23 protein-coding genes are annotated in these 26239 nt (G+C 62.5%); 4 read left to right on the top strand and 19 right to left on the bottom strand.

The genetic code is table 11. The features are described 5' to 3' along the window. Window positions 1–66: 66 nt before the first annotated feature. From NTD80_RS16290 to NTD80_RS16260, 7 genes are all read right to left on the bottom strand, one after another. A complete protein-coding gene (locus NTD80_RS16290) occupies window positions 67–1302 on the bottom strand; it encodes a Zn-dependent hydrolase (protein WP_262134287.1) in 1236 nt (411 codons plus the stop codon). Continuing rightward, on the bottom strand, window positions 1295–1777 hold the full coding sequence (locus tag NTD80_RS16285) for an L-2-amino-thiazoline-4-carboxylic acid hydrolase (protein WP_106803480.1): 483 nt from the start codon (window positions 1775–1777) through the stop codon (window positions 1295–1297). The genes NTD80_RS16290 and NTD80_RS16285 overlap by 8 nt, the downstream gene beginning before the upstream one ends. Before the next feature lie 222 nt (window positions 1778–1999). Then, on the bottom strand, window positions 2000–3139 hold the full coding sequence (locus tag NTD80_RS16280; RefSeq protein ID WP_065907358.1) for a branched-chain amino acid ABC transporter substrate-binding protein: 1140 nt from the start codon (window positions 3137–3139) through the stop codon (window positions 2000–2002). A gap of 68 nt (window positions 3140–3207) precedes the next feature. Beyond that, the gene (locus tag NTD80_RS16275) at window positions 3208–3924 is read right to left on the bottom strand and encodes an ABC transporter ATP-binding protein (RefSeq protein ID WP_213553205.1); all 717 of its coding nucleotides are present in this window, start codon (window positions 3922–3924) and stop codon (window positions 3208–3210) included. Next, window positions 3917–4690 carry an ABC transporter ATP-binding protein gene (locus NTD80_RS16270; RefSeq protein ID WP_065907360.1) on the bottom strand — a complete coding sequence of 258 codons (774 nt, stop codon included), beginning with the start codon at window positions 4688–4690 and terminating at the stop codon, window positions 3917–3919. The genes NTD80_RS16275 and NTD80_RS16270 overlap by 8 nt, the downstream gene beginning before the upstream one ends. Beyond that, complete coding sequence (locus NTD80_RS16265) at window positions 4687–5772, bottom strand: ABC transporter permease subunit (protein WP_262134286.1); 1086 nt, start codon at window positions 5770–5772, stop codon at window positions 4687–4689. Before NTD80_RS16265 ends, NTD80_RS16270 begins: the two co-directional genes overlap by 4 nt. Beyond that, window positions 5769–6716 carry a branched-chain amino acid ABC transporter permease gene (locus tag NTD80_RS16260; RefSeq protein ID WP_065907364.1) on the bottom strand — a complete coding sequence of 316 codons (948 nt, stop codon included), beginning with the start codon at window positions 6714–6716 and terminating at the stop codon, window positions 5769–5771. The genes NTD80_RS16265 and NTD80_RS16260 overlap by 4 nt, the downstream gene beginning before the upstream one ends. A gap of 172 nt (window positions 6717–6888) precedes the next feature. Here NTD80_RS16260 and NTD80_RS16255 point away from each other — a divergent pair, with 172 nt between their 5' ends. Next, window positions 6889–7785, top strand: a complete 897-nt coding sequence (locus tag NTD80_RS16255) for a LysR substrate-binding domain-containing protein (protein WP_065907366.1) — start codon at window positions 6889–6891, stop codon at window positions 7783–7785. A gap of 1053 nt (window positions 7786–8838) precedes the next feature. Here the strand turns inward: NTD80_RS16255 and NTD80_RS16250 are convergent. Then, window positions 8839–9852: an ABC transporter substrate-binding protein gene (locus NTD80_RS16250; protein ID WP_262134285.1), complete on the bottom strand. Its 1014-nt coding sequence runs from the start codon at window positions 9850–9852 to the stop codon at window positions 8839–8841. Between the two features lie 164 nt (window positions 9853–10016). Here NTD80_RS16250 and NTD80_RS16245 point away from each other — a divergent pair, with 164 nt between their 5' ends. After that, a complete protein-coding gene (locus tag NTD80_RS16245; RefSeq protein WP_262134284.1) occupies window positions 10017–10448 on the top strand; it encodes a hypothetical protein in 432 nt (143 codons plus the stop codon). Window positions 10449–10485: 37 nt separating this feature from the next. Here the strand turns inward: NTD80_RS16245 and NTD80_RS16240 are convergent, their stop codons facing one another. The 3 genes from NTD80_RS16240 to NTD80_RS16230 form a co-directional block, all read right to left on the bottom strand. Next, a complete protein-coding gene (locus NTD80_RS16240; RefSeq protein WP_106803472.1) occupies window positions 10486–11730 on the bottom strand; it encodes a zinc-dependent alcohol dehydrogenase in 1245 nt (414 codons plus the stop codon). Window positions 11731–11820: 90 nt separating this feature from the next. Continuing rightward, window positions 11821–12765 (bottom strand): class I SAM-dependent methyltransferase, encoded by a 945-nt coding sequence (locus NTD80_RS16235; RefSeq protein ID WP_262134283.1) that lies wholly within the window; start codon window positions 12763–12765, stop codon window positions 11821–11823. Window positions 12766–12776: 11 nt separating this feature from the next. Further along, on the bottom strand, window positions 12777–14150 hold the full coding sequence (locus NTD80_RS16230) for an iron-containing redox enzyme family protein (RefSeq protein ID WP_262134282.1): 1374 nt from the start codon (window positions 14148–14150) through the stop codon (window positions 12777–12779). Window positions 14151–14491: 341 nt separating this feature from the next. Here NTD80_RS16230 and potE point away from each other — a divergent pair, with 341 nt between their 5' ends. Continuing rightward, complete coding sequence (potE, locus tag NTD80_RS16225; protein WP_262134281.1) at window positions 14492–15820, top strand: putrescine-ornithine antiporter; 1329 nt, start codon at window positions 14492–14494, stop codon at window positions 15818–15820. A gap of 666 nt (window positions 15821–16486) precedes the next feature. Here potE and NTD80_RS16220 read toward each other — a convergent pair. From NTD80_RS16220 to NTD80_RS16195, 6 genes are all read right to left on the bottom strand, one after another. Then, on the bottom strand, window positions 16487–18229 hold the full coding sequence (locus NTD80_RS16220) for an ABC transporter substrate-binding protein (protein WP_065907385.1): 1743 nt from the start codon (window positions 18227–18229) through the stop codon (window positions 16487–16489). Between the two features lie 83 nt (window positions 18230–18312). Continuing rightward, window positions 18313–18585, bottom strand: coding sequence for a DUF2160 domain-containing protein (locus NTD80_RS16215; protein ID WP_003232363.1), 273 nt, complete (start codon window positions 18583–18585; stop codon window positions 18313–18315). Window positions 18586–18596: 11 nt separating this feature from the next. Next, complete coding sequence (locus NTD80_RS16210) at window positions 18597–19397, bottom strand: carbohydrate ABC transporter permease (protein ID WP_003232361.1); 801 nt, start codon at window positions 19395–19397, stop codon at window positions 18597–18599. 10 nt (window positions 19398–19407) lie between these two features. Next, entirely contained in the window at window positions 19408–20274 is an 867-nt protein-coding gene (locus tag NTD80_RS16205) for a carbohydrate ABC transporter permease (protein ID WP_005789024.1), read from the bottom strand. Continuing rightward, complete coding sequence (locus NTD80_RS16200) at window positions 20271–21368, bottom strand: ABC transporter ATP-binding protein (RefSeq protein WP_262134280.1); 1098 nt, start codon at window positions 21366–21368, stop codon at window positions 20271–20273. Before NTD80_RS16200 ends, NTD80_RS16205 begins: the two co-directional genes overlap by 4 nt. Beyond that, entirely contained in the window at window positions 21368–22462 is a 1095-nt protein-coding gene (locus tag NTD80_RS16195; protein ID WP_262134279.1) for an ABC transporter ATP-binding protein, read from the bottom strand. Before NTD80_RS16195 ends, NTD80_RS16200 begins: the two co-directional genes overlap by 1 nt. A gap of 261 nt (window positions 22463–22723) precedes the next feature. On the opposite strand from NTD80_RS16195, the gene NTD80_RS16190 reads away from it, so the two are divergent. Further along, window positions 22724–24541 carry a sigma-54-dependent Fis family transcriptional regulator gene (locus NTD80_RS16190; RefSeq protein WP_262134278.1) on the top strand — a complete coding sequence of 606 codons (1818 nt, stop codon included), beginning with the start codon at window positions 22724–22726 and terminating at the stop codon, window positions 24539–24541. Here the strand turns inward: NTD80_RS16190 and NTD80_RS16185 are convergent. Together NTD80_RS16185 and NTD80_RS16180 are read right to left on the bottom strand one after the other, a co-directional pair. Continuing rightward, complete coding sequence (locus NTD80_RS16185) at window positions 24538–25470, bottom strand: FecR family protein (protein WP_262134277.1); 933 nt, start codon at window positions 25468–25470, stop codon at window positions 24538–24540. The genes NTD80_RS16190 and NTD80_RS16185 overlap by 4 nt on opposite strands. Beyond that, window positions 25467–26009, bottom strand: coding sequence for a sigma-70 family RNA polymerase sigma factor (locus NTD80_RS16180; RefSeq protein ID WP_065907399.1), 543 nt, complete (start codon window positions 26007–26009; stop codon window positions 25467–25469). The genes NTD80_RS16185 and NTD80_RS16180 overlap by 4 nt, the downstream gene beginning before the upstream one ends. Between the last annotated feature and the right edge of the window lie 230 nt (window positions 26010–26239).

The raw sequence follows: 26239 nt of genomic DNA, 5'->3' as shown, positions 1-26239 counted from the left end.
TCTGCAGTGGCTGACCCAGCGTAATCGCGGGCAAGCCCGCTCCCACATTTTGACATTGCATGTCTGCTAGGCAGAGGCCTTGGCCAGGATCGCCTGGAGCAACACGTCCGCCCCCGCCGTCGACCATTCGGGGGAAATTTCTTCCGCCTCGTTGTGGCTGAGCCCGTCCACGCAGGGCACGAAGATCATCGCGGTCGGCGCTACCTGGTTCAGGTAGCAGGCGTCATGCCCGGCGCCGGAGATCATCGGCCGCTGGCTGTAGCCGAGCTTTTCCGCGGAGGTGCGGACCACCTCGACACAGTCAGCGTCGAAGGCAATCGGCGCGTACTGGAAAATCTGCTTCACGCTGTGCTGCAGGCCAATCCCTGCGGCGATGCGTGCCACGGCGTCACGCAATTGCTGGTCCTGGCGCGCCAGCACCGCTTCGTCCGGGTGGCGGAACTCCACGCTGAAAAACACCCGTCCCGGCACCACGTTGCGCGAGTTGGGGAAGATGTTCGCCATGCCCACCGTCGCCCGTCCTTCGGCGCCCTGCTCCAGGCCCAGGCCATTGACGGCCTCGACCACCCGGGCAAAACCGAGCAGCGCATCCAGGCGATGGTCCATCGGCGTGGTGCCGGCGTGGGCGCTGCGCCCGCTCAATTCGACTTCATACCAGCGCTGGCCCTGGGCGCCGGTGACGACGCCGATGGTGATGCCTTGGGCTTCGAGAATCGGGCCTTGTTCGATATGCAGTTCGAACGCGGCATGCACGGCCTGGCCGCCGACCTGATGAGGCCCGGCATAGCCGATCTGCTGCAAGGCCTCGCCAATGGTCACACCGGCCTTGTCCGCGCGGGACAGCCCGTATTCCAGATCGAACACGCCGGCGTAGACCCCGGAAGAAATCATCGCCGGAGCAAAACGCGAGCCTTCTTCGTTGGTCCAGTTGACCACCTCGATGGGGCGCTCGGTTTCAATGCCCAGGTCATTCAGGGTCCGCAGCACTTCCACACCGGCAAGCACGCCGTAGATGCCGTCGTACTTGCCGCCGAAGGGTTGCGAGTCGCCATGCGAGCCGGTCAGCACCGGCGCCAGGTCGTCATTTTTGCCGGCGCGGCGCGCAAAGATATTGCCCATGGCGTCGACCCGCACCGTGCAGCCGGCGGCTTCGCACCACTGCACGAAGAGGTCCCGGCCACGACGGTCTTCGTCGGTCAGCGCCAGGCGCGAGACGCCGCCCTTTTCGGTGGCGCCGATCTGCGCCATTTCCATCAGCGATGCCCACAGGCGTTCGCCATTGACCCGCGCCAGGTTACTCATGGGGTTTGGCCCGATAGCGGAAATCACAGTGGTGCGCGCCGCCCATGATGGTCTGGGTGCGGGTCAGTTCGATGTCCGGGTTGTAGCCGACGATGAACAACTCGTCGCGGTTGCACGACAGCAAGTGGCCAATCTCGCCCAGGCCCATCTCGTGGTACATCTCGGCGTAGCGGCAGCGCTTGACGTCGTAGTCATAGTGCTCGGCATCGCTGGCGATGATCTCGACCTTGAGCGCGTCGTCCTTTTCCCACAGCACTTGCAGTTCGACAAAACTCTTGAGGTCGGCGCCCTGCTCTTCCAGCGCGGCAAAATGCTTGCCGGCCTGAATCGCCGCGTTGCCCACGGCCTCGCCGATCACGGCGGCGGCAAAGGCCTTGCCCTGCTCGCGCACCAGGATCTCGTAGATCGGCTTGATGATTTCGGCTTCGATCCGCCGCCGGGCAAGAATGCCCAGTTCACCTTCCAGATTGCTCATTGTGTGCCTCCGTCAGCTCCACAAAACCTATTGATTGCCCCCACACTGAGAGGCTTTTCCGTGGCGAGCGGGCTTGCCCCGCGTTGGGCTGCAAAGCAGCCCCAATAAGCACGCCGCGCTGTTTCAGATACACCTCGGCAGCTGATTTTGCGGCGGCTTCGGCACCCAACGCGGGACAAGCCCACTCACCACCCCAGCAGTTCGCCGGCCAGACGTCGGCGGTTATTGACCGCCTGCCACACTTACCGGCTGCCATTGATTGGCCTTGACCTGGTAAACGGTGAACGACGGTTTCTTCAAGTTACCCTCGGCATCGAAGGCAATAGTGCCGGTCACGCCCGGGTAACTGATCGCGCGCAGCACCGGCAGGTACTTCTGCGGATCCACCGAATCGGCCTTTTCAATCGCCGCCACCAGCACGCCGACACCGTCGTAGGCAAACGGCGCATGCAGTTCGATATTGGTTTTGTAGCGTTCTTTATAGGCCTGTTCGAATGCCTTGCCACCCGGCATCTGTGCAACCGCCAGGCCCGGCTCCAGGGCTATCACGCCCTCGCCTTCGTTCTGCGCCAGTTGCAGGAAGGTCTGGCTGACAAACCCACCGGCCCCCATCAACGGTGCCTTGATGCCCAACTGCTTGATGCGTCGGGCCAGCGGCGCGGCCTGGGCGTCAACGCCGCCGAAGAAGATCAGGTCGGGGTTCTGGCTGCGGATATTGGTAAGCACCGCGCTGAAGTCGATGGTCTTGTCGTCGACATATTCACGGGCAACCACCTTGGCGCCACCGGCCTGGATGGATTTGACGAACTGGTCCGCCAGGCCCTGGCCGAAGGCGGTACGGTCGTCGATCACAGCAATGCGCTGCGCCTTGAGCGTGTTCAAGGCATAGGCGCCGGCCACCTGACCGCCATCGTCGTCATGGCCCATGATGCGGAAACTGGTGTCGAAACCCTGCTGCGTGTAGGCATGCCCGGTGGCCACCGGCGCGACCTGGGCGATGCCGGCGTCGTGGTACACCCGCGCCGCCGGAATGCTGGTGCCGGTATTCCAGTGGCCGACCACGCCGACCACGCCCTCATCCACCAGGCGCTGGGCGACGGTCACGGCTGTGCGCGGGTCAGACTGGTCGTCTTCGGACACCAGCTTGAAAGTCACCGCTTCACCGTTGATCTTCGGGTGCTGGGCGTTGGCCCGGTCGATGGCCAGTTGCGCGCCATTTTCCAGGTCTTTGCCGATCCGCGCGGACGGGCCGGTCAGCGGACCCGCCAAGCCAATCAACACGGTCTGGTCGGCCTGGGCCACGGCGCTTGCCAGGCTGCTCAGGGCCAGGCCTATCAATACGGTTTGCTTCAAAGTCTTCATCAGTCGTTCCTGTGTCTTTTCGGGCGGGTCGAAACACGCCGGGCGTCCGGTAGCGTCATGGTTGGGTTCTATTCACCGAGGTAGGCGCTGCGCACCTCGGGGTGTTCAAGCAATGCGGCGGACGGACCGACAAGGCTGATGCGCCCGGTGTCCATCACGTACGCGCGGTCGGTGACCTGCAGCGCCAGCCGAGCGTTCTGCTCCACCAGCAACAACGTCATGCCCTGGCGGCAGACGTCGTCGATCACCTGGAAGATCTTCTCGACCATGATCGGCGCCAGGCCCATGGACGGCTCATCGAGGATCAACAGGCGCGGGCGCGACAGCAGCGCACGGGCCAGGGCGAGCATCTGTTGCTCACCGCCTGACAGCAGCCCGGCGGACTGTTGCAGGCGCTCTTCGAGGCGCGGGAAGTGTTCGAACAATTGGCGCATTTCACGCTGCACCTGCGCGTGGTCGCGGCGCACAAAAGCGCCGGCCTGCAGGTTTTCCAGCACACTCATCCGCGCAAAAATCCCGCGCCCTTCCGGCACCATGGCGATGCCCTGGCGCAGCAGTTGGTCCGGTGCCTGGCCTCGAATCGAGCGCCCGGCAAACCGGATCGTGCCCTTGGCGGCCGGCAGCAGGCCGGTCAACGCCTTGAGGCTGGAGGTCTTGCCGGCGCCATTGGCACCGATCAGCGTCACGCGTTCGCCTTCGGCGATCTGCAGGTCCAGGGACTTGACCGCCTCGATCGCGCCGTAGCGCACCTGCAAACCGTCGACCTGCAACAGGGCTTCAGACATGTGCACTGGCTCCCAAATAGGCCTGGATCACGGCCGGGTGCTGACGTACCTCGGCCGGTGGCCCGACGGCAATGACTTGGCCGTAATCGAGCACGCTGATGCGGTCGCACACGCCCATCACCAGCTTGACGTCGTGCTCGATCAACAACAGCGTGTGGCCGTCGTCGCGGATTTTTTCCAGCAGGCCGCGCAGTTGCACCTTCTCACTGGCGTTCATGCCCGCCGCCGGTTCGTCCAGCGCCAGCAGGCGCGGTTCGGTGGCCAGCGCGCGGGCGATTTCCAGGCGGCGCTGGTGGCCGTAGCTCAGGCTGTCGGCGCGGTAGTTGGCAAAGCCGGCCAGGCCCACATAGGCGAGCAAACGATGGGCATGCGCGCGGGTTTGCGCCTCTTCATCACGGGCGCGGCGATGGCGGCTCAAGGCGGCCCATAGGCCATTGCGGGTGCGCACATGGCGCCCGACCATGACGTTTTCCAGCGCACTCATGGCATTGAACAGGCGGATATTCTGGAACGTGCGCGCGATGCCGGCTTCGGCCACCTGGTGCACGCTGGTCGGCCGGTACTCGCGCCCGTCCAGCTGGAAGCGCCCGGAATCCGGGGTGTAGAGGCCGGTCATGACATTGAAGAAAGTGGTCTTGCCGGCTCCATTGGGGCCGATCAGCCCGTAGATTTCGCCGGGCTGGATGCTCAGGCTCACGTCGGTCAGCGCCGCGACGCCGCCGAAGTGCTTGTTGACCTGGTCAATCTGCAACAACGGTGCGTTCATCGTGCTACTCCTTTGGGCCATAGCCCGGCAGGTCGGTAGAGCATCGCCAGGATCAGCGCCAGGCCGTAGAACAACTGCCGGATGATTTCCGGGTCGACCAGCACCTGGCCGAACAGCGCCTGCTGCAGCGGGCCCATGCTCGCGCGCAGGGCTTCGGGCAGCACAGCCAGCAGCACGCAGCCGAGCATCACCCCGGGGATATGGCCCATGCCGCCAAGCACCACCATCGCCAGCACCGCGATGGACTCATTGAGGGTGAACGATTCCGGCGAGACAAAACCCTGGAACGCTGCGAACAGCGCGCCGCTCACGCCGCCGAACGCGGCGCCAATCGCGAACGCCAGCAGCTTGAGGCGCACGGTATTCACGCCCATGGCCTGCGCCGCTTCTTCGTCTTCGCGGATCGCCACCCAGGCGCGGCCGATGCGCGAGCGCTCCAGGCGAATGCAGGCGAACAGGATCAGCACCACCAGCGCGGCAAACAGGTAGTAATAGAGGTACACCGACGGCAGGCGCAGGCCGAACAGCTCCTGGGTGCGCCCCAGGTTCACACCCAGCAGGCTGACCGGATCGACTTGCGAAATGCCTTTGGGGCCGTTGGTGATATTCACCGGGCGATCGAGGTTGCGCAGCAAGATGCGGATGATCTCGCCAAAGCCGAGGGTGACGATGGCCAGGTAGTCGCCACGCAGGCGCAAGGTCGGCGCCCCGAGCACCACCCCGCAGCCGGCGGCGAGCAAAGCGCCCAATGGCAGGATCAGCCAGATCGAGGTGTGCATCCCCGCCGGCAGCCACGCCACCAGCGCCGGGAACTGCTGCAACAGGTGCGGCGACGACAGCAGCGCGGCAAGGTAGGCGCCCACCGCGTAGAACGCGATAAAACCCATGTCCAGCAGTCCGGCGTAGCCGACCACGATGTTCAGCCCGAGGGCGAGCATGATGTACAGCAAGGCAAAATCCAGGGTGCGTACCCAGGTGTTGCCGCCGGCATGCCCGACGATCCACGGCGCCAGCACCAGGGCCACGGCGAACAGCAGCAGGCCGAGGGTCGCGCGTTTGTTGACGTTCAGAGAGTGGCTCATGCGCGCGTCGCCAAGCGTTCGCCCAGCAGCCCGGACGGCCGGAACACCAGCACCGCGATCAACACGATAAAGGCGAACACATCCTGGTAATTACTGCCGAACACGCCGTTGGTGGCGGCACCGAGATAGCCGGTGCCCAGGGCCTCGATCAGCCCCAGCAGCAGGCCACCGAGCATCGCACCCTTGAGGTTGCCGATTCCGCCCAGCACCGCTGCGGTAAAGGCCTTGATCCCGGGCAAGAAGCCCATGTAGAAATGCGCGCTGCCGTAGTTGCTGGCCATCATCACCCCGGCCAGCGCCGCCAGGGCACCTCCGATGGCGAAGGTGAGCACGATGATGCGGTTGGGGTTGATGCCCATCAGGCTGGCGACTTGCGGGTTCTCTGCCACGGCGCGCATGGCCCGGCCAAAACGGGTGCGCTCGACCAGCACCAGCAGCGCGACCATCACCGACAACGCGATGGCGATGGTGGTCAGCGCGGTGGCGTTGGTGATCGCCGGGTGCGCCGAAGCGCCGGCCAACACTTCGATGGGTTCCAGCGGCAGCAGTTGCGGGAACATCTGCGGGTTGCGCGTCCACACCAGCATGGCGAGGGTCTGCAGCAGCAGCGACACGCCGATCCCACTGATCAGCGGCGCCAGGCGCGGGGCGTGGCGCAGGCGGCGATAAGCCACGCGCTCGATCACCACGGCCAGCAGCGCACAGAACGCCATCGCGACCAGCGTCGCCAGCAGCAACACCAGCACCGGCGGCAATGCCGGCCAGGTGGCCTGCAGCAGGCGGATCACCGACAGGCCCACCAGCGCGCCGATCATCAAGACATCGCCATGGGCAAAGTTGATGATGCGCAAAATGCCGTAGACCATGGTGTAACCCAGGGCCACTAGCGCGTAGAGACTGCCCGTCATCAAGCCATTGAGCAGTTGTTGGATAAACCCATCCATCAGGACCCTGAACCTCAGTGCGTACAAGGGCGGCACACTAAGCATCTATTCTGTTTTTATCAAATATCAGAAAGTCATATGGTTATACCAAAGCGATAACAGGTTATTTACGCCATATTTACGGCATTTATGGCTCTTTATTTGCGCATAGAGTTGGTATTTAATTCAACACATGAATAAATTAGAACAGTTAGCCAATGACCCTCCCCTGCGTGCCGTGCGCACCTTCGAAGCGTTTGCGCGCCATGGCGGGGTGAATGCCGCCGCGCGCGAGCTGGACGTGTCCGCCTCGGCGATCAGCCATCAACTGCACTTGCTCGAAGATTTCCTGCAGCAGCCGCTGACCTTGCGCCAGGGCCGCAACCTGGTACTGACCGATGAAGGCCGCGAGTATTACCGTGCGATTCGCTCGGCGTTCGCGGTACTGCGCAGCGCCACCGAACACGTGCGCGAGAAAAGCGCCACGCGCCAGGTCACCATCAGCCTGATCCCGTTGTTTGGCATCAACCTGTTCATCCCGCGCCTGGCCGACTTCCTCAAGGACCACCCGGCGCTGGACATCAACGTGACCTACGCCAACCACCGCAGCTACCCCAGCGACGCGGCCGACCTGTCGATCCGCTTCGGCACCGGGCACTGGCCGGGCTATCACAGCGAGCCATTGATTTGCGGCGCGGTCACGCCCTATTGCAGTCGCGCATTCCTGGCACAACACGGCCCCATCGACACACCGCAGGCCCTGAGCCAACTGCCCCTGCTGCACGACGAAGAACGCGGCACCTGGGGCCAATGGTTCGAAGCCGCCGAAGTCGACGCCACGGCGCTCAATGGGTTGTTGTTGGAAGATGGCCAACTGGCGCTCACGGCCACCCTCACCGGCCTCGGCTGCGCCTTGCTGCGCGAGCCGCTGGTGACGCCACATGTGGCCAGTGGTGAATTGGTGAAGCTGTTCGACCTGCAGGTCAACGACGGCCGCCAGTACTACCTGTGCCGACGGGCCAACAGCGAATTGTCGAGCGAGGGGAATGACTTGTATGACTGGATCAAGCGCAGCTTGATCGCGGTGTAGAGCGCTATTTGAACGATGGGAGCGGTGGAGTTATAGCGCGGCTGCGAGGGCGGTGGGGCTGACAGATCTTCTGTGCCTGACACACCGCCTTCGCGGCCTCGCTGGGGCTCGACGGCTCCCACAGGGGGGCGGCTGTGTGGCTGGGATTTGAGCAAGCACCGGGTTTCGCTGATTGCAGTTTCTGCAGAGTGTCGCTGGGTGAGCTGGATCCCAGCGACCACTAGGTTTCGCTATGTGGCTGATATTCCAGCCACCACACCGCCCAACTGTGGGAGATGTCGAGCTTTAGCGAGGCTGCGAAGGCGGCGTTACTGACTGCCCTTCTGTGCCTGATACACCGCCTTCGCGGCCTCGCTGGGGCTCGACGGCTCCCACAGGGAGGGGCGGCTGTGTGGCTGGGATTTGAGCAAGCACCGGGTTTCGCTATGTGGTTGAAATTTCATCTACAACACCGGTCAACTGTGGGAGATGTCGAGCTTTAGCGAGGCTGCGAAGGCGGCGGCATTGATAGCCCTGCTGTGCCTGACACACCGCCTTCGCGGCCTCGCTGGGGCTCGACGGCTCCCACAGGGGGGGGGGCGGCTGTGTGGCTGGGATTTGAGCAAGCACCGGGTTTCGCTGATTGCAGTTTCTGCAGAGTGTCGCTGGGTGAGCTGGATCCCAGCGACCACTAGGTTTCGCTATGTGGCTGAGATTCCAGCCACCACACCGGTCAACTGTGGGAGATGTCGCGCTTTAGCGAGGCTGCGAAGGCGGCGGTACTGACAGTCCTTCTGTGCCTGATACACCGCGTTCGCGGCCTCGCTGGGGCTCGACGGCTCCCACAGGGAGGGGGCGGCTGTGTGGCTGGGATTTGAGCAAGTAGTGGGTTTCGCTGTGTGGTTGAAATTTCAGCTACAACACCGGTCAACTGTGGGAGATGTCGAGCTTTAGCGAGGCTGCGAAGGCGGCGGTACTGACAGTCCTTCTGTGCCTGATACACCGCCTTCGCGGCCTCGCTGGGGCTCGACGGCTCCCACATTTGGCGGTGTTCGACATCAGGGTCTTGGCAGGTCAGCTGCCGTTGCCGCCATGGGCTTCTTCGAAGAAGTAGTCCTTCCAGCTCGTCGCCTTGTTTTTCAGCACACCAAGCTCCTGCAATTTCTCGGCATAGATATAGGTGCGCTGCGGCACGATGGTGAAGTCGATTTCCGGGTCCTGGACGATTTTCTCGACCAGGTCCAGCGGCAACTTCGACTGCTCTACGCGGATATACGCCTTGGCCGCAGCCGGTTTGTCGGCCTTGATGATTTTCTCGGCCTCGGCCAGTGCGTCATAGAACGCCTTGTAGGTCTTGGGGTTTTCGTCGTGGAATTTCTGCGTGGTGTACAGCACGTTGAACGTGGCCTGGCCGCCGAGGATGTCGTAGGAACTGAGCACCTTGTGCACGTTGGGATTCAACAGCTCCTGGTACTGGAACGGCGGGCTGGAGAAGTGCGAGTTGATCTCCGAACCGCCGGCAATCAACGCGGCCGTGGCGTCGGGGTGGGCCAGGCTGATGGAGATGTCATCAAACTTCTTGTAGTTGGCATCGCCGAACTGCTTGGCGGTTTCGATCTGCAGGGTGCGCGACTGAAAGCCCACGCCGGCAGCGGGCACGGCGATGCGGTCTTTCTCGGTGAAGTCCTTGAGGGTCTTCACGTTGGGGTTGTTGGTCAGCAGGTAATTGGGCATCGAGCCGAGGGAGGCGATCGCCTTGACGTTCTGCTTGCCCTTGGTGCGGTCCCACAGCGTGAGCATCGGCGGCACACCGGCCGAGACCACATCCAGGGCGCCGGCCAGCAGCGATTCGTTCATGGCGGTGGCACCGGATATGCTGTTCCATTCCACCTTGATATCCAGGCCCTGCTCCTTGCCGTGTTTTTCGATCAGGTGCTGATCGCGCACCACGTCGAGGATCAGGTAGCCGATGCCGAATTGCTGGGCGATGCTGATGGTGCCTTCGGCCTGCGCACCGGGGCTGAGCAAGGCCGTGGCGGCGGCGAGGGATGCCGCCAGGAGGGTCAGGGAAGAACGCTTGAAAGTCATGGGGGTCTGCCGCGTTTTCGGGAAGGTGCTGGAGCGTAGCGGCGGTTTTTAAGACAGCAAAAGAATATTGGGGTCTATTGTTATGCAAATAATCCCCAAATTGGCGTGCGGCTGGTATTGTGCCGCGCTTTGTAAAACTGCCGCAGACTGCGAGGAAATGGACGTTGAACACTGACGAAAAAATGACCGGGGACCTGTTCGAGGTGGATAAGCGCCTGTCACTCAAACCCGTGGTGGACTTCAACGCCTACCTGCGCAGCGCGTTCGGCAACGGCCCCTGCACCTGCGTGCGCTGCACCGCCAGTGGCGGTGACGAGACGGGCTATGAGTTCCAGCACTCGTTCGCTTTCGACGGTAAACCGAGCCACCGCCGCTTCGCTTCGACGGCCGGCAGTGATGTGTTGCAGATGCTCAAGAAAGCCTGGCTGTCATACACCAAGGCCGAGCTGCCGCTCAGTGGTGCGCTGGCGCTGGACACGGTAAAGGAATTCGTCGAACCGCAGTTGCACAAGCGCCTGGCACCACTGTTCCTGACCAGCGGCTTGGTCAAGGATGTCAACGGCGAGTTGCGCCTGCAGCCACAAGCTGCTGCCTGATCGCTTCCCTGTAGGAGCCGGCTCCCACAGGGATCGCCTAGAACCCGGGAACGCCCTGCACGCGAATCTCCGGCGTCAGTTCTTCCAGCGGCTCGACCAGTGGCCGCTCGTCGATCCCCGGCAGCAGGATCACCTTGCGGCAATCCTCCTCGGCCTTGTCGAACAGCTCATAGCCGCGCGCCGCCTGCTCCAGCGACAGGCGATGGGTGACGATCGCCTCCGGGTTCAAGTGCCCCAGTTCGATATGCCCCAGCAGCTCCGGCAGGAACCGCTGCACATGCGTCTGGCCCATCTTGAAAGTCAGGCCCTTGTCGAACGCGTCGCCGAACATGAAGCCATGGATAAACCCGGCATACACCCCGGCCACGCTGACCGTGCCACCCCGGCGCACGGCGGCGATGCATTGGCGCAAGGCCTTGCCGCTGCTGCCTTCGAGCTTGAGAGTGGTGAGGATGGTTTCGGTGGTGCTGCCCTTGGCCTCGAAGCCGACCGCATCGACCACGCCATCGACGCCGCGCATACCGGCAGTCTGGCGGATGATGGTGTCGGCAGGGTCATCGTCGTCCTCGAAGTTGATCGGGATCACGCCATACGTTTTCTGCGCATAGGCCAGGCGATACGGGTGATCGTCGACCATGAAGATCTGCGCGGCCCCAAGCATCTGTGCGCACGCGGCGCTGAGCAATCCCACCGGGCCGGCGCCATAGATCGCCACGCTCGAGCCCTCGCCGATGCCGGCATTGGTCACCGCCTGCCAGGCGGTGGGCAGGATGTCGGAAAGGAACAACACCTTCTCATCCGCAAGGGTGCCAGGCACCTTGAACGGCCCGGTATTGGCCTTGGGCACCCGCACCAGCTCGGCCTGGCCACCGGGAATGCCGCCGTACAAACGGCTATAGCCAAACAGCGCCGCTCCCGGCGGGATCGCTTTTTTATTCAGGATCGCACCGCGCCCGTCGTTAGTGGTTTCGCAGGCGGCGAACTGCTGGAGCTGGCAGAAGAAGCAATCACCACAGGCAATCACGAACGGGATCACCACACGGTCGCCGCGCTGCACGGCCGTCACCGCCGGCCCGGTTTCCTCGACAATACCCATGAACTCGTGGCCGAAGATATCCCCGTGCTCCACCGTCGGGATCTTGCCCCGGTAAAGGTGCAGGTCCGAGCCACAGATGGCCGTGGCGGTGACGCGCAAAATGATGTCGTCCGGCTGCTCAATGATCGGATCGGGAACCGTGTCCACCTGCACCTTGTGGGCGCCCTGGAAAGTCATCGCTCGCATGCTCTGCACTCCTGCCGTTGAAGGGGTTATAGGTAAGGGCGGTTGAGCCGGCGAGCGTTCCTTCAGCGTGCGTCCACACCTGATGAGTGGTCAGCGCAAACGGGTGACGGTAAGCGCGACCACGGCAATTCGCTCCACGCGCTCATACCCGGGTTTGCCCAACTCTTCGCCGAACACATCGGGATCGAGTTCGCGGTAGGTCCAACCGAAAGCGTCGCTGGCAAGCAGCGGCTTGACCGCCGCCAGAAACGGGTCTTCACCGGCAACGATCGCCACGCCGGTGTAGAGCACCAGGCTGCCGCCAAGGGCCAGGCGCCCGAGTGATTCGCTGGCGATACGCACCGACAGTTGCTCACCCAGCGCGCCGCCGCCATGCCGATAGGCGCGCTGACGGTCGTCATTCATATAGGGCGGGTTGGCGACGATCAGGTCGAATTCGCCCTCGACACTGCCCAGCACATCGCTGTGGTAGGCACTGACGTTGGCCAGTCCCGCCAGCTCCGCGTTCACTGCCGTGAGGCGCAAGGCACGCGGGTTGATGTCCACTGCCAGCACCTCGGCGTCGGGCCGCGCGCGGGCGACCACCAGCGCGCCGACACCGGCGCCGCAGCCGATATCCACGGCGCGGGTGATCGGCTCGCCGCGCTGTTGCAGATGGGCTTCGAGCAGGTGCGCGAAGCGGTAGCTGTCCGGTCCGAAAAACACCGCATCCGATTGTGTGGTGGGGTACGCCGAGTGGGCCAGCAGCAGATCATCCAGGCTTGACCAACGCACCGCGCTGCGCCACAGCGCGTCGTGCTTCTCGATCACATCGGCCTGCTGCAACTCTTCCCGAAATGCTTCGGGCAACAGCTGATTGTCAAACGGCATCGACCAGCCAAAGACATCACGCAGGTCGGCCGCCAGGGGCATGGGCAAGCGTTGATAGACCCGCTCATGGGTCAACGGCGTCGGCGTGATGAACCGGTAGCCGTGCTCCTTCAACCCCCGGCCCAGGTTGAGCAAGGCGCGGTCGGCGAGTTGTTGTGCAGACATGGGCAAGGACCTCAGCGCAGGCGCGCGCGCAATTGGATAAAACGCCGGGTGGCGTACAGACCGGCGGGCGTGCAATGGCGCCGCGCCGACAGCCAGGGAATCAATGCCTGGAGCTGCTGCTCGTCGGACAGGTTCCACAGCGAATCCACCAGCGCCTGGGTGTCCGGATCCGCCGGGCGGTGCTGCTCGCGCGAAAAGCGACTACCGCGCCCTGGCCGTACCGGCGGCACGCGTTGGCCGCTGACCCACTCACCGGCGATCCAGTCATGCAGCAGCTGTTTTTCATAGCCGCTGAACACGCCGAACATCGCCGCGCCGGCGCCTTCGATCAATTGCCAGAAACGACTGTCGGCCGGGTCCTGGTTGCGCTTGATCCAGCCCTTGTCTTCCAGGGCCTGGAGAAAGGCGCCGATCTGCCCCGGCTGGGCCAGCCACTGATTGACGGTCTGGCCCTCGAAGCGGCAGTAGTCCGAATGCATGTGCTGGCCGAACGTGCGCTTGCGTTCGAGCATCGCCACCACTTCGTCCTGCAGATTGAACCGGCTGATCACCGCGGTGGTGCCCAGGCCGAGGTCGTTGAGCCGGTACCCGTCGGCCACCCGGCGATAGAAGTCCGCCCTGCCCTCGCCCAGCGGCAATAAATTCAGCACCGACTGCGCGGCCTTGCACGCGTGGCCGCTGCTGGCGTTGTCGATAGTCACGTGCAGGGTGAAGTAGTACGGGTCGATGCCCAGCTCGCTCAGCTCGTACGCGGTGATCAACAGGTGCAAGGGCAACTGCTCATAGCCCAGGTTGTAGCCGATGATCTCCGGCAGGAATTCCTCGGCACACAGCCCCAGCGCCAGTTGCAGCGCGCCTTGCAGGTAATGGCTGTCTTCCAGGCCGGCGTCGCTGTCGGCATCGTGTTCGCTGAGCAATTTGCGGTAGATCAGCACATGATTCTGCGCCGCTTCACCGTCGCCCAACTCTTCAAGGTAGGTGGTAAGCAGGCCGTCGAAACGCGGGTCCTGCCAATGGCGCAGCAGGCCGTTGAGCCAGGCGCCGTCGACATGTTTGGTCGGCGCCACACGCTGCAGGAAGTACAACGCGTGGGCCTTGTTCTGGAAATAGCGGCGTGACTGGCCCTGCTGGCGTTGCTCCAGATAATCGGCATAGGCCTGGGCCACCTCGGCGCAACGCTGCTCGACCCACGCGGGCAATTGCTCGGGCGCCTCGGGCAACTCGCCGGGCACATCGCGCAACTGTGCCAATTGCGTGCGAATAAATGCCCGCGCGACCTCTTCTGCACCCGCAGTTTCGCCATGCAGCTGTTGATACACCCGCTGGCACTGGCCCGGCTGGGTAAGGGAGGCCGGTTGGCCCGACAGCGCTGTAAAAAGCGTCATGATGGCAGTGTCCGCAAAGTCCGATGCAACGAGCCTCCCAACAAGGAAGCCCCACAAGAGCGCTGAAAACCACACGCTTCTAACAGTGCAGAGCATCGGGGTGTGCGGAAAATTCCATCGGGGTTAAGAAGGGGCGGATCGGCGGTTATAGATGACCCAGCCCGTAAACCCGTCGAGGCGGGGATGGGCGCTCCGGCGAGCCAATGGGTACTGGAAAAACCTTACTCCGCACAAAAAAAGCTCACTTGATACACAAAGCCCACGCAACGCAGTAAGTTGCCTCTACACAAGGTGCCCCTCACCACAGGGGCAGTGTTCCCCCGCCAATCCAAGGAACGACCATGCCCGAGCCAAGCAAAAAGATGAGCCTGTTGGGCCTGACCACGCTGGTCACGATCAATATGATGGGCTCGGGCATCATCATGTTGCCGGCGAGCATGGCGCAGCTGGGCGCGATTTCGTTGTTGTCATGGGTGATCACGGCAGTGGGCTCGATGGCCATCGCGTATGGCTTTGCCCAGTGCGGACTGTTCTGTACGCGCACCGGCGGGATGTCGGCGTATACCGAAGAGGCCCACGGCAAGTCGGGATTTTTCCTGTGCTCGTTTCTGTATTTTTTGTCGCTGATCATCGCCAATGTGGCGATTGCCATTTCAGCCGTGGGTTATCTGTCGTCGTTTGTGCCGTGGCTGGGCAGCGGGCCGGTGCCGTTGTTCATCGGCAGCCTGGCGCTGATCTGGCTGACCACCGTGGCCAACTTCGGCGGTCCGCGCCTGACCGGGCGCATCGGAGTAGTGACGGTGTGGGGCGTGATCATTCCCGTGGTGGGGCTGTGTGTGATCGGCTGGTTCTACTTCAAGGCCGAGGTGTTTGTGGCGGCCTGGAATCCCAATCAGCTGGAACTGTGGGACGCTATCGGTGCGAGTATTCCGCTGACGCTGTGGGCATTTCTCGGCATGGAGTCGGCAGCGCAAGGCTATGACGCGGTGGAAGAGCCCCAGCGCACCGTGCCGCTGGCCTGCCTGCTCGGCACCCTGGGCGCGGCGTTGGTGTACGTGCTGTCGACGGCGGTGATCCAGGGCATCGTGCCGAATGCGCAGTTGGCCGAGTCTTCGGCGCCGTTTGCCTTGGTGTATGCGCAGATGTTCACGCCCTGGGTGGGTGAAGTGATCATGGCGCTGGCGGTGGTGGCGTGCATCGGTTCATTGCTGGGCTGGCAGTTCACCCTGGCGCAGACGGCCAAGATGTCGGCGGACCAGCGTCTGTTTCCGGCCTTTTTCAGCCGGGTCAGCGCGGCGAATGCGCCGGTACTCGGGCTGTTCGCGTGTGCGACGCTGCAGAGCCTGATTGCCCTGTCGACCATCTCGCCAACAGCCAGCGCGCAATTCAGCAAACTGGTGAACCTGGCAGTGGTGACCAACCTGGTGCCCTACGTGACCGCCCTCACCGGCTTGCTGGTAATGATGCACAAGGCACGCGCCACCGCAGCGGTGCAGGCGCGTAATACGCTGGTGGTGCTGGTGGCCGTGGGGTACTCGCTGTACGCGATTTATGCCTGCGGCGAAGAGGCCGTATTTGGCGCGATGCTGGTGCTGGCGTTCGGGTATTTGCTGTATGGATTCCTGGCCAGGCGCTTTGTCGAGGAACAGGTCTGGGCTCCTGGTACATAAAGGTCAACTGTGGGAGCGGGCGTGCTCGCGAAGGTGGTGGGTCAGTCACCCTTTGCAGCGACTGGCAAGCCGCTTTCGCGGGCAAGCCCGCTCCCACAGTTTTGATCGGTGTTCGGGCTGGAGGCCGAGGTGCTGCAGCGGCATTTGAGCGGGTGGTCCAACACGATTCCAGCCTTGAAATACACACCAAATGTGGGAGCGGGCTTGCTCGCGAAGGCGGTGGGTCAGCCACCCTTTTCAGCGACTGACACACCGCATTCGTGGGCAAGCCCGCTCCCACAGTTTTGATCGGTGTTTGGGCTTGAGATTAGAGGCGGTTCGACAACAGTTTCGACGACGGTACAACCCGATTCCAACCTTGGAACACACCCCAAATGTGGGAGCGGGCTTGCCCGCGAAGGCGGTGGATCAGTCACCCTTTTCAGCGACTGACACACCGCATTCGCGAGCAAGCCCGCTCCCGCAGTTTTGATCGGTGTTCGGGCTTGAGATTGGAGGCGGTTCGACAACAGTTTCGACAACGGTACAACCCGATTCCAGCCTTGGAACACACCCCAAATGTGGGAGCGGGCTTGCCCGCGAAGGCGGTGGATCAGTCACCCTATTCAGCGACTGAAACACCGCTTCAGCAAGCAAGCCCGCTCCTACATCCGCTAACTAGCGCGTTTATTTACGCGCTGCCTCCCACTGCTTGAGCAGATCGCCGTAGGCCACGGTTTCGCCCTTGGGTTTTTCGTTGGCGAGTTTTGGTTTCGGCGCGCCCGGTTGGTCGAACCAGTATTGCGCGTCACGCTCGGGGTTCATCTTCGGTCCACACACCGGCTGCACCTTGGAGCGTTCCAGGCGCGTCATGATCGCGTCCTGCTCCTTGGCCAGGTTGTCGAGGGCCTGTTGCGGGGTTTTCTCGCCGCTGGCGGCGGCGGCGATGTTGCTCCACCACAGTTGCGCCAGGCGTGGGTAGTCCGGCACGTTGGTGCCGGTCGGCGACCACTCCACGCGGGCCGGGCTGCGGTAGAACTCCACCAGGCCGCCGAGTTTGGGCGCCATGTCGGTCATGGCCTGGGAATTGATATCGGACTCACGAATCGGTGTCAGGCCAACGATGGTTTTCTTCAGCGAGACGGTCTTCGACGTCACGAACTGCGCATACAGCCAGGCCGCGAGTTTCTGTTTCTCCGGGGTCGACTTGAGGAACGTCCAGGAACCCACGTCCTGATAGCCCTTCTTCATGCCTTTTTCCCAATAAGGCCCGACCGGCGACGGCGCCATGCGCCACTTCGGCGTACCGTCGGCATTCACTACCGGCAGGCCCGGCTTGACCATGTCGGCGGTAAACGCGGTGTACCAGAAGATCTGCTGGGCGATGTTGCCTTGCGACGGCACCGGCCCGGATTCCGAGAAGGTCATGCCCGCCGCTTCCGGTGGTGCGTAGGCTTTCATCCAGTCGACGTATTTTTGCGTGGCGAATACCGCCGCCGGGCCGTTGGTGTCGCCGCCACGGGTCACGCTGGAGCCCACCGGGTGGCAGTCCTCCACGCGAATGCCCCACTCGTCCACCGGCAAGCCGTTGGGCAGGCCTTTGTCGCCGCCGCCGGCCATGGAGAACCAGGCATCGGTGAAGCGCCAGCCCAGGGATGGGTCTTTCTTGCCGTAGTCCATGTGCCCGTAGATGCGCTTGCCGTCGATTTCCTTGACGTCTTCGCTGAAGAACTTGGCGATGTCTTCATAGGCCGACCAGTTGACCGGCACGCCGAGGTCGTAACCGTATTTTTCCTTGAACTTGGCTTTCAGCTCCGGGCGCTCGAACCAGTCGGCGCGGAACCAGTAGAGGTTGGCGAACTGCTGGTCGGGCAGCTGGTAGATCTTGCCGTCCGGCGCGGTGGTGAACGAGATGCCGATAAAGTCCTTGATATCCAGGGTCGGCGAGGTGAAATCCTTGCCTTCGTTGGCCATCAGGTCGGTGATCGATTCGGTTTTGCCATAGCGAAAGTGCGTACCGATCAAGTCGGAATCGTTGACCCAGCCGTCATAGATATTCTTATCGGACTGCATCTGCGTCTGCAGCTTCTCCACCACGTCGCCTTCCTGCAGCAGGTCGTGGGTCAGCTTGATCCCGGTGATTTCCGTGAAGGCCTTGGCCAGCACCTTGGACTCGTACTCGTGGGTGGTAAGGGTTTCCGACACCACATTGATCTTCATCCCACGGAACGGTTCGGCGGCCTTGATAAACCACTTGAGCTCCTCGAGCTGTTGGTCGGCCGTGAGGGTGGACGGTTTGAATTCGCTGCCGATCCATTTTTTCGCCGCATCTTCGTACGCATCGGCCCAGGCCGTGGCGCTCAAACCGCTGAGGGCCAATACGGCGGCCAATGAAATGCTATGTCGCAGCTTATTGTTTTTATCGAACATAGAGACCTCCTGGTTAGTTTCAAACGGGACCTGCGAACACAACTCCTGCAGGCGCCGGCTTGCCGGCGCCTACAGGGCGAGTACTAGCCCCAACGCATCACACTCAACAGCCATACCAGGGACAGCGCGGACGCCACCCAGATGCTCCAGTCGGTAACGCCGATGACCAGCAAATGCAGGTAGGCGCTGCCGAGAAGACCGATAAACAAGCGATCACCACGGGTGGTGCTGATCGGCAGAAAACCGCGCCGAGGGATGCTCGGCGAACGCAGTTCCCAGGTGGTCATGCCCGCCAGAATCAGCGCGATACCACCAAAGAACAGCGCGGTGGGGGTGGTCCAGGCCATCCATTCCATCATCGATTCCTCTAGACCCGGCCCAGGGCAAAGCCCTTGGCCACGTGGTTGCGAACAAACCAGATCACCAGCATGCCCGGCAGGATGGTCAACACCCCCGCCGCTGCCAGCACGCCCCAATCAATGCCCGACGCCGAGACCGTGCGCGTCATCACCGCCGCGATGGGCTTGGCGTTGACCGAGGTCAGGGTGCGCGCCAGCAGCAACTCGACCCAGGAAAACATGAAGCAGAAAAACGCCGTCACGCCGATGCCGGAGCCGATCAAGGGGATAAAAATCTTCACGAAGAATTTAGGAAAGCTGTAGCCATCGATGTAGGCAGTTTCGTCAATTTCCTTGGGCACGCCGGACATGAAGCCTTCCAGGATCCACACCGCCAACGGCACGTTGAACAGGCAATGCGCCAGGGCCACGGCGATGTGCGTGTCGAACAGGCCGATGGACGAATACAGCTGGAAAAACGGCAGCAGAAACACCGCCGGCGGCGCCATGCGGTTGGTCAGCAGCCAGAAGAACAGGTGCTTGTCGCCGAGGAAGCGGTAGCGCGAAAACGCATACGCCGCCGGCAGCGCCACACTCAACGAAATCACCGTGTTCAGGCTCACGTAGTACAGCGAGTTGAGGTAGCCGGTGTACCAGCTGGGATCGGTGAAGATCACCTTGTAGTTGGCCAGGGTAAAATCCTGCGGAAACAGCGTCAGGCCGCCGAGGATTTCGGTGTTGCTCTTGAAGGACATGTTCAGCAGCCAGTAGATCGGCACCAACAGGAACAGGATGTAGATCAGCAGCGGAATCAGCTTTCTCTTGCTCATGTTGGCGGCCTCAGCGGTTGGCGTCGGAGTGGGTCATGGCGGTGTAGAACAGCCAGGACACCAACAGGATGATCAGGAAATACACCAGGGAAAACGCAGCCGCCGGGCCAAGGTCGAATTGACCTACAGCCATCTGGGTCAGCGTCTGACTGAGGAAGGTAGTCGCGTTACCCGGTCCGCCGCCCGTCAACACGAAAGGCTCGGTGTAGATCATGAAACTGTCCATGAAGCGCAGCATCACCGCGATCAGCAGCACGCTTTTCATCTTCGGCAACTGGATATGTCGGAACACCGCCCAGGCCGAGGCCCGATCAATCCGCGCCGCCTGGTAGTACACATCCGGAATCGCGCGCAGGCCCGAGTAGCACAGCAGCGCCACCAGCGAGGTCCAGTGCCACACGTCCATCACCAGCACGGTGACCCAGGCGTCCATGGTGTTGGCCGCGTAGTTGTAGCTGATGCCCATGGCGTTGAGGGTCGAGCCGAGCAGGCCGATATCGGCGCGGCCGAAAATCTGCCAGATGGTGCCGACCACGTTCCAGGGGATCAACAGCGGAATGGCGAGGATGATCAGCACCAGCGACGACCAGCGCCCCTTGGTCGGCATGGTCAGGGCGATGGCGATGCCCAGTGGGATTTCGATCAGCAGCACGCAGGCCGAGTAGATGAACTGGCGCAGCAATGAGTCATGCAGGCGCGGGTCGAGCAGCACCTGCTTGTACCAGTCGGCGCCGACGAAGTAGCGGCTGGACTGGTCGAAGATGTCCTGCACCGAGTAGTTGACCACGGTCATCATCGGGATCACCGCACTGAACGCCACCAGCAGGAACACCGGCAACACCAGCCACCAGGCCTTGTTGTTCTGCACCTTGTTCATGGCAGCACCTCCAGCAGGTAATCGTCGGCGTAGACCATCAGCCATTGCGCCGGGAAACTGATGGACGCCGTGCCTTCAGGCACCGGTTTGTCCTCGGCCAGGCGCACTTTCAGGGGCGCGCCGTCCAGCGTAAGGGTCATGATCTTGTAGGTGCCGAGGTCCTCGACGTGTGTGACTGCGGCCTGCAAGGCGTCAGGGTTGTACTCGTCCCACACGTGGATAAATTCCGGGCGGATGCCTACCTGCAGTTTCTTGTAGTCCGTATCGGCAATGCGCTGGGTCAGTGCCGCGGACAGAGGCAGATGAGTACCGGCAAAGCGCACCCCGCCGGGTTCGGCCTGCACCTCAATCAGATTCATCCCAGGGCTGCCGATGAAATAGCCGACGAAGGTGTGGCTAGGCCGTTCGAACAGCTCACGCGGCGTGCCGAACTGCACGATCTGCCCGCCGTACATCACCGCGATCTTGTCGGCGAAGGTCGAGGCCTCCAACTGGTCGTGGGTGACGTAGACCATGGTGATGTTGAACTGCTCATGGATCTGCTTGAGCTTGCGCCGCAGCTTCCATTTGAGGTGCGGGTCGATCACCGTCAGCGGCTCATCGAACAGGATCGCCGACACATCGTCGCGCACCAGCCCACGGCCCATGGAGACTTTCTGTTTTTCATCGGCGGTGAGGTTACGGGCTTTCTTGGTCAGCAGGTTTTGCAGGTCGAGCACCTCAGCAATTTCCTGCACCTTGCTGTGAATCTTCGCCTCGGCCATGCCCTGGTTTCGCAGAGGAAAGGCCAGGTTGTCGAACACCGTCATGGTGTCGTACACCACCGGGAACTGAAACACCTGGGCAATATTGCGCCGTTCAGGCGTCAGCTCGTTGACCACCTTGTGATCGAACAGGACCTGGCCCTCGGACGGGCTGAGCAGCCCGGAGATGATATTGAGCAGGGTCGACTTGCCGCAGCCCGAGGGCCCGAGCAAAGCGTAGGCACCGCCCTGCTCCCATACGTGGTTCATTTCCCGAATCGCGTAGTCTTCAGGCCCTGTCGGTGTAAGGCTGTAGCTGTGCGCCAGGTTCTGCAAATGGATCTCGGCCATCAGGCAACCCTCGCGACACGGCGTCCGGGAGCCTGGACCAGACGGCCCTGGGCATCGAACACAAACAGTTTATGGGTGGGGATATACACGCGGATCGGCGCGTCGACGTCGTACTCGTGCACGCCTGGCAGGTGCAGCACCAGCAAGAAGTGCTCGCTGCGCACATGCAGGAAGGTTTCCGAGCCGCTGATTTCGGCGACTTCCACGGTCACTGCCAGCTCCAGGTCATCGTCGTTGCTCGGCACCAGGCTGATATGGCTGGGGCGCACGCCGAAGCGGAATTCGCCTTCGCCAATCGGGCGCAGGTCGACGTTCAGCGGGAAGTGCACAAAATTGGCGAAACTCACCTCGTTGCCGCTGATGCGCCCCGGCATCAGGTTGATCGGCGGTTCGGAAAACAGCTCGGCGGCCAGCACGGTCTGCGGCTGGTGGTAGACCTCGGCGGCCTTGCCACTCTGGATCACCCGACCTTCGTGAAGAATCGTAGTGGTGCCGCCCAGGGCCAGGGCCTCGTTGGGCTCGGTGGTGGCGTAGATGGCGATGGTATGCCGCGCCTTGAACAGCTCGCGCATTTCCTGACGCAGCTCTTCACGCAGCTTGTAGTCCAGGTTGACCAGCGGCTCATCGAACAGGATCAGCTCGGCATCCTTGACCAGCGCGCGGGCCATGGCCGTGCGTTGCTGCTGGCCCCCGGACAGCTCCAGCGGGTGGCGCTGGAGGAATTTCTCGATGCGCAGCATCCTCGCGGTTTCCAGCACCTTGCTCTGGATCAGCTCGTTGGAGACACCGGCCTGGCGCAACGGCGAGGCAATGTTTTCGAACACCGTCATGGTCGGGTAATTGATGAATTGCTGGTAGACCATCGACACGTTGCTCAGGCGCACCGGCTTTTGCGTGACGTCCACGCCGTTCATCAGGATGCGGCCGCTGTCGGGCTTGTCCAGGCCGGCCATCAGGCGCATCAGGCTGGTCTTGCCGGAGAGTGTGCGGCCGAGCAATACGTTGAAGGAGCCGGCTTCGAAACGCAGGCTGGCGTCGTCGATCCAGGTTTGGCCTTCGACAACGCGGGAGACATTTTCCAGGGTCAATGACATGACACGACCTTTTTATTATTGGAATGAATCTGGCCAGTTGTCAGAGCGAGTTTCGTGCCAAAACGGCAAGGGCTTGATGTGTAAGGAAATGGGGAAACCCGATGTTCGTGTTTGAACACTCCAGGTGAACAACTGAACAGTCACGGGGTTGACAATGAACAGTTCTGAACAACACTCTCACCACTAACACAGGACATTTTGATCCGGTTTCAATGGTTGGATTGTGCAACACCCCATAACAATAAAAATGCAGGTCACCCCATGGCCGAACCACTGGCTCACGACACCCTTATCCAGGAATCCTGGCGCCGCTGCCGCGCGTTTGGGCTGGACCATCAGAGCACGCCCAGCTTCGATCAACTGCCTGCCGAGGGCATCAGCCAATTGCTCGAAAGCCAGCATTCCCTGGTGCAGACCACCCATCAGGAAGTGCTGCCCTACTACGAAAACATCCTCAGCAACTCCAACTGCCTGATCATGCTGGCCGACAACCAGGGGCAGGTGCTGACCAGTTGGGGCACCCAGCGTTTTATCGAGCCGAAGCTGGCCCGGGGGTTCAGCGCCGGCGCCAGTTGGATGGAGCGCTCCAGTGGCACTAATGCCATCGGCACTGCGCTGGCCTGCGCGCAGGCGGTGCATATCGAACATGACGAACACTTTCTCAAGGCCAACCGCTTCATGACCGGCTCGGCCGCGCCGATCTTCGACGCACAGCGCGAGATCATCGCGGTGCTGGATGTGTCCAGCGACAGCTACCTGCCGCCCTCCCACACCCTGGGCATGGTCAAGATGATGAGCCAGACCGTGGAAAACCGGCTGATCCTCAACCTGTTTCGCGGCGAGCATTTTCAACTGACCTTCAACACCGGCCTGAGCAACCTCGACAGCCAATGGGCCGGCCTGCTGATCTTCGATGAAAGCGGCCAGGTGCTGTCGGCCAACCGTCGCGCCGACAACCTGCTGGGCATCAGTCTATCGCGGGTGATGATCGACAGTTTGTTCAAGGTCTCGCTGCTGGAGTTGCTCAATCAGCCCGAGGGCCTGCCGTTTTCGCTGCAGGCGGCTGGACGCAACCGTTTCCAGTGCCTGTTGAAACGGCCCAAGCAAATGCCGGTGCAGGCGCGAGTGTTCAGCCAACCCACGCCGCCAAAGCCGGCGGCCATTGGCCTGAACACCCTGCACTTTGGCGATGCGCGCGTAGAAAAGGCCGTGCGCCAGGCCGAACGCTTGCTGGAGAAGGACATTCCGCTGCTGATCCACGGCGAAACCGGCGTGGGCAAGGAAGTTTTCGTCAAGGCCCTGCACCAGGCGAGCTCCCGCAGTCAGCAGGCATTTATCGCAGTGAACTGTGCGGCGATTCCTGCCGAGCTGGTGGAATCGGAACTGTTCGGCTACGAAAAAGGCGCGTTTACCGGCGCCAATCAAAAAGGCAGCATTGGCCTGATCCGCAAGGCCGACAAGGGCACGCTGTTTCTGGATGAAATCGGCGACATGCCGCTGCCGACCCAGGCACGCCTGCTGCGGGTGTTGCAGGAGCGCTGCGTGCAGCCGGTGGGCAGCAGTGAGCTGTTCCCGGTGGATCTGCGCATCATCTCGGCCACCAACCGGGCGCTGCGCGAGCAGGTGCAGGCCGGGCGTTTTCGCGAGGATTTGTACTACCGCATCGGTGGCCTGACCCTCGAGCTACCGCCGCTGCGCGAACGCAGCGACAAGCGCGCGCTGTTCCAGCAACTGTGGCAGCAACATCGCGAGCCGACCCAATGGGCCGGCCTCAGTGCCGAGGTGCTGGCCCTGTTCGAGCAGCACCCCTGGCCGGGCAATTTGCGCCAGGTGAGCAGCGTGTTGCAGGTGGCGTTGGCGATGGCTGAGGAGCAGCCGATTCGCCCGGAGCACCTGCCGGATGATTTCTTTGTCGACCTGAATGTCGCAGCGCCGCCGCCCACCAGCGAGTACCTGGATGACAGCATCGACCTGACCCAGCGCCTGAAAGCGGCCGGCGGGAATATTTCCCACCTGGCGCGAGAGCTGGGGGTGAGCCGCAACACCTTGTACAAGCGCCTGCGCCAGCACGAAGGCTAGCGCGGCTTGACCACCACCAGCAGGTCGGTGAAGTACTCCACCTGAATCGGCAGGTTGTCGGCCAGGGCCGAGAGCGCCGCAGCGGTGTCGTCCAGCTTGAATACGCCGGACACGCGTAGGTTCCGCAGGGCCTGCGGGTCGTAGCGCACCAGGCCGTGACGGTAACTGGCCAGGGTTTGCAGCACCTCGCTCAGCGGCTGGTCGTTGACTTTGAGCAGGCCACGGGTCCAGGCGTCCGCGTCGGTGTTGCCGACGGCTTGTGGCGGTTGGGCGCGGCCATGGTCGAGGACCGAGCGCTGGCCGGCGGTGACGCTGACCCCTTCACTGGTCTGGCCTTTGACCGCGACGGTGGACTCGATCACGGTCACCACGGTGGTGCCGTCCGGCGCACGCTTGACCAGGTAACGCGTGCCCAGGGCGGTCGCGGTGCCTTGGTCGGTGCGCACCACGAAGGGCCGTTGCGCGTCCTTGGCGACCTCGACCCACAGTTCGCCTTGCAACAACTCGATGACGCGTTGGTGGCCGTCGAATTTCACGTCGACTGCCGAATTGCTGTTGAGCTGCAGCTGGCTGCCGTCTTCAAGGGCGATCTGGCGACGCTCGCCGACGCCGGTGCGCTGGTCGGCCATCCATACCGGCAGGTGTTCCAGGCCCAGCCAGCCGCACAGTAAGACGCCAAGCAGCCCCACCACCTGAGTAGCCCGCGGACGCCGCGGGGCGAAGGCCCGGTTGAGTGCCACGCGTGCCGGTTGCGCAGGCACAGCATCGAGGCTGCCCCACAGGACGCGCATGCGTTCGATAGCCACCGCATGGCGTGGATCGGCCTGGCACCAAGTGTTGAATGCCTGGCGCTCGGCGTCGCTGACGTCTTCGTCGTGCAGGCGTGTCAGCCAATTCGCCGCTTGTTGAATGATCTGTTCGGAGTTCATGCCAGCGGATCTGCCGCATGCAGGCTGTGGTAGCAGTGCACCAGGGCGCTGGAGATGTAGTTTTTGACGGTGCTGGAGGACACCTCCAGGCGCGTGGCGATTTCGCTGTAGGTCAGGCCGTCGAGGCGGCTTAACAGAAAGGCTTCGCGCGCCTTGGCCGGCAGGCCGGCGAGCATTTCGGCGATGCGCTCCAGCGCTTGCAGCGCCACATGGATGGCGGCCGGGTCGGGCATGCCGGCGTCTTCGCATTGGATTACCAGGGCTTCCATGTAGGCTTTTTCGATGCGCCGACGCCGCGCGCCGTCGATCAATAACCGCCCTGCCGTGGTGGCCAGGAACGCCCGTGGTTCCTTGATATTTTGCGGTTCGGCAAGCATCAACACGCGGATAAACGCGTCGTGGGCCAGGTCGGCCGCATACTGGGAACAGCCGAGTTTTTTGCGCAGCCAACCGTGCAACCAGCCGTGGTGCTCGCTGTACATCGCCGTAAGGGTCTGCTGACGCTCTGAATCGCCCAGCGCGGCCGGAATGTCATGCATGCGCAAAAAGATCTCAAATGGGAAGAGTTACCAATTGCGCAAACAATGCCAGTAAATCGGTGTAGGAGCAAGAGCGCCTGCCGGATGCGCCGGGGAAAGTTTCGCCCCCGGTGGTGAGCGGGCTTGCCCCGCGTTGGGCGGCGAAGCAGGCCCTGTCACTGCTGGCGATGAGTGTCAGGTTTATTGCGTTGGGTCTTAATGGGGCGGCTTCGCCACCCAACGCGGGGGGC

It is taken from the genome of Pseudomonas sp. 13B_2.1_Bac1 (assembly GCF_025466155.1).
Classification (GTDB): domain Bacteria; phylum Pseudomonadota; class Gammaproteobacteria; order Pseudomonadales; family Pseudomonadaceae; genus Aquipseudomonas; species Aquipseudomonas aylmerensis.
Note: the sequence above shows the minus strand (reverse complement) of the source record. Positions and strands in the feature narration are given on the sequence as shown.

Coding starts and splice junctions, on each gene's coding strand:
- NTD80_RS16290 (WP_262134287.1), bottom strand. CDS start 1,302: ATGAGTAACCTGGCGCGGGTCAATGGCGAACGCCTGTGGGCATCGCTG.
- NTD80_RS16285 (WP_106803480.1), bottom strand. CDS start 1,777: ATGAGCAATCTGGAAGGTGAACTGGGCATTCTTGCCCGGCGGCGGATC.
- NTD80_RS16280 (WP_065907358.1), bottom strand. CDS start 3,139: ATGAAGACTTTGAAGCAAACCGTATTGATAGGCCTGGCCCTGAGCAGC.
- NTD80_RS16275 (WP_213553205.1), bottom strand. CDS start 3,924: ATGTCTGAAGCCCTGTTGCAGGTCGACGGTTTGCAGGTGCGCTACGGC.
- NTD80_RS16270 (WP_065907360.1), bottom strand. CDS start 4,690: ATGAACGCACCGTTGTTGCAGATTGACCAGGTCAACAAGCACTTCGGC.
- NTD80_RS16265 (WP_262134286.1), bottom strand. CDS start 5,772: ATGAGCCACTCTCTGAACGTCAACAAACGCGCGACCCTCGGCCTGCTG.
- NTD80_RS16260 (WP_065907364.1), bottom strand. CDS start 6,716: ATGGATGGGTTTATCCAACAACTGCTCAATGGCTTGATGACGGGCAGT.
- NTD80_RS16255 (WP_065907366.1), top strand. CDS start 6,889: ATGAATAAATTAGAACAGTTAGCCAATGACCCTCCCCTGCGTGCCGTG.
- NTD80_RS16250 (WP_262134285.1), bottom strand. CDS start 9,852: ATGACTTTCAAGCGTTCTTCCCTGACCCTCCTGGCGGCATCCCTCGCC.
- NTD80_RS16240 (WP_106803472.1), bottom strand. CDS start 11,730: ATGCGAGCGATGACTTTCCAGGGCGCCCACAAGGTGCAGGTGGACACG.
- NTD80_RS16235 (WP_262134283.1), bottom strand. CDS start 12,765: ATGTCTGCACAACAACTCGCCGACCGCGCCTTGCTCAACCTGGGCCGG.
- NTD80_RS16230 (WP_262134282.1), bottom strand. CDS start 14,150: ATGACGCTTTTTACAGCGCTGTCGGGCCAACCGGCCTCCCTTACCCAG.
- potE (WP_262134281.1), top strand. CDS start 14,492: ATGCCCGAGCCAAGCAAAAAGATGAGCCTGTTGGGCCTGACCACGCTG.
- NTD80_RS16220 (WP_065907385.1), bottom strand. CDS start 18,229: ATGTTCGATAAAAACAATAAGCTGCGACATAGCATTTCATTGGCCGCC.
- NTD80_RS16215 (WP_003232363.1), bottom strand. CDS start 18,585: ATGGAATGGATGGCCTGGACCACCCCCACCGCGCTGTTCTTTGGTGGT.
- NTD80_RS16210 (WP_003232361.1), bottom strand. CDS start 19,397: ATGAGCAAGAGAAAGCTGATTCCGCTGCTGATCTACATCCTGTTCCTG.
- NTD80_RS16205 (WP_005789024.1), bottom strand. CDS start 20,274: ATGAACAAGGTGCAGAACAACAAGGCCTGGTGGCTGGTGTTGCCGGTG.
- NTD80_RS16200 (WP_262134280.1), bottom strand. CDS start 21,368: ATGGCCGAGATCCATTTGCAGAACCTGGCGCACAGCTACAGCCTTACA.
- NTD80_RS16195 (WP_262134279.1), bottom strand. CDS start 22,462: ATGTCATTGACCCTGGAAAATGTCTCCCGCGTTGTCGAAGGCCAAACC.
- NTD80_RS16190 (WP_262134278.1), top strand. CDS start 22,724: ATGGCCGAACCACTGGCTCACGACACCCTTATCCAGGAATCCTGGCGC.
- NTD80_RS16185 (WP_262134277.1), bottom strand. CDS start 25,470: ATGAACTCCGAACAGATCATTCAACAAGCGGCGAATTGGCTGACACGC.
- NTD80_RS16180 (WP_065907399.1), bottom strand. CDS start 26,009: ATGCATGACATTCCGGCCGCGCTGGGCGATTCAGAGCGTCAGCAGACC.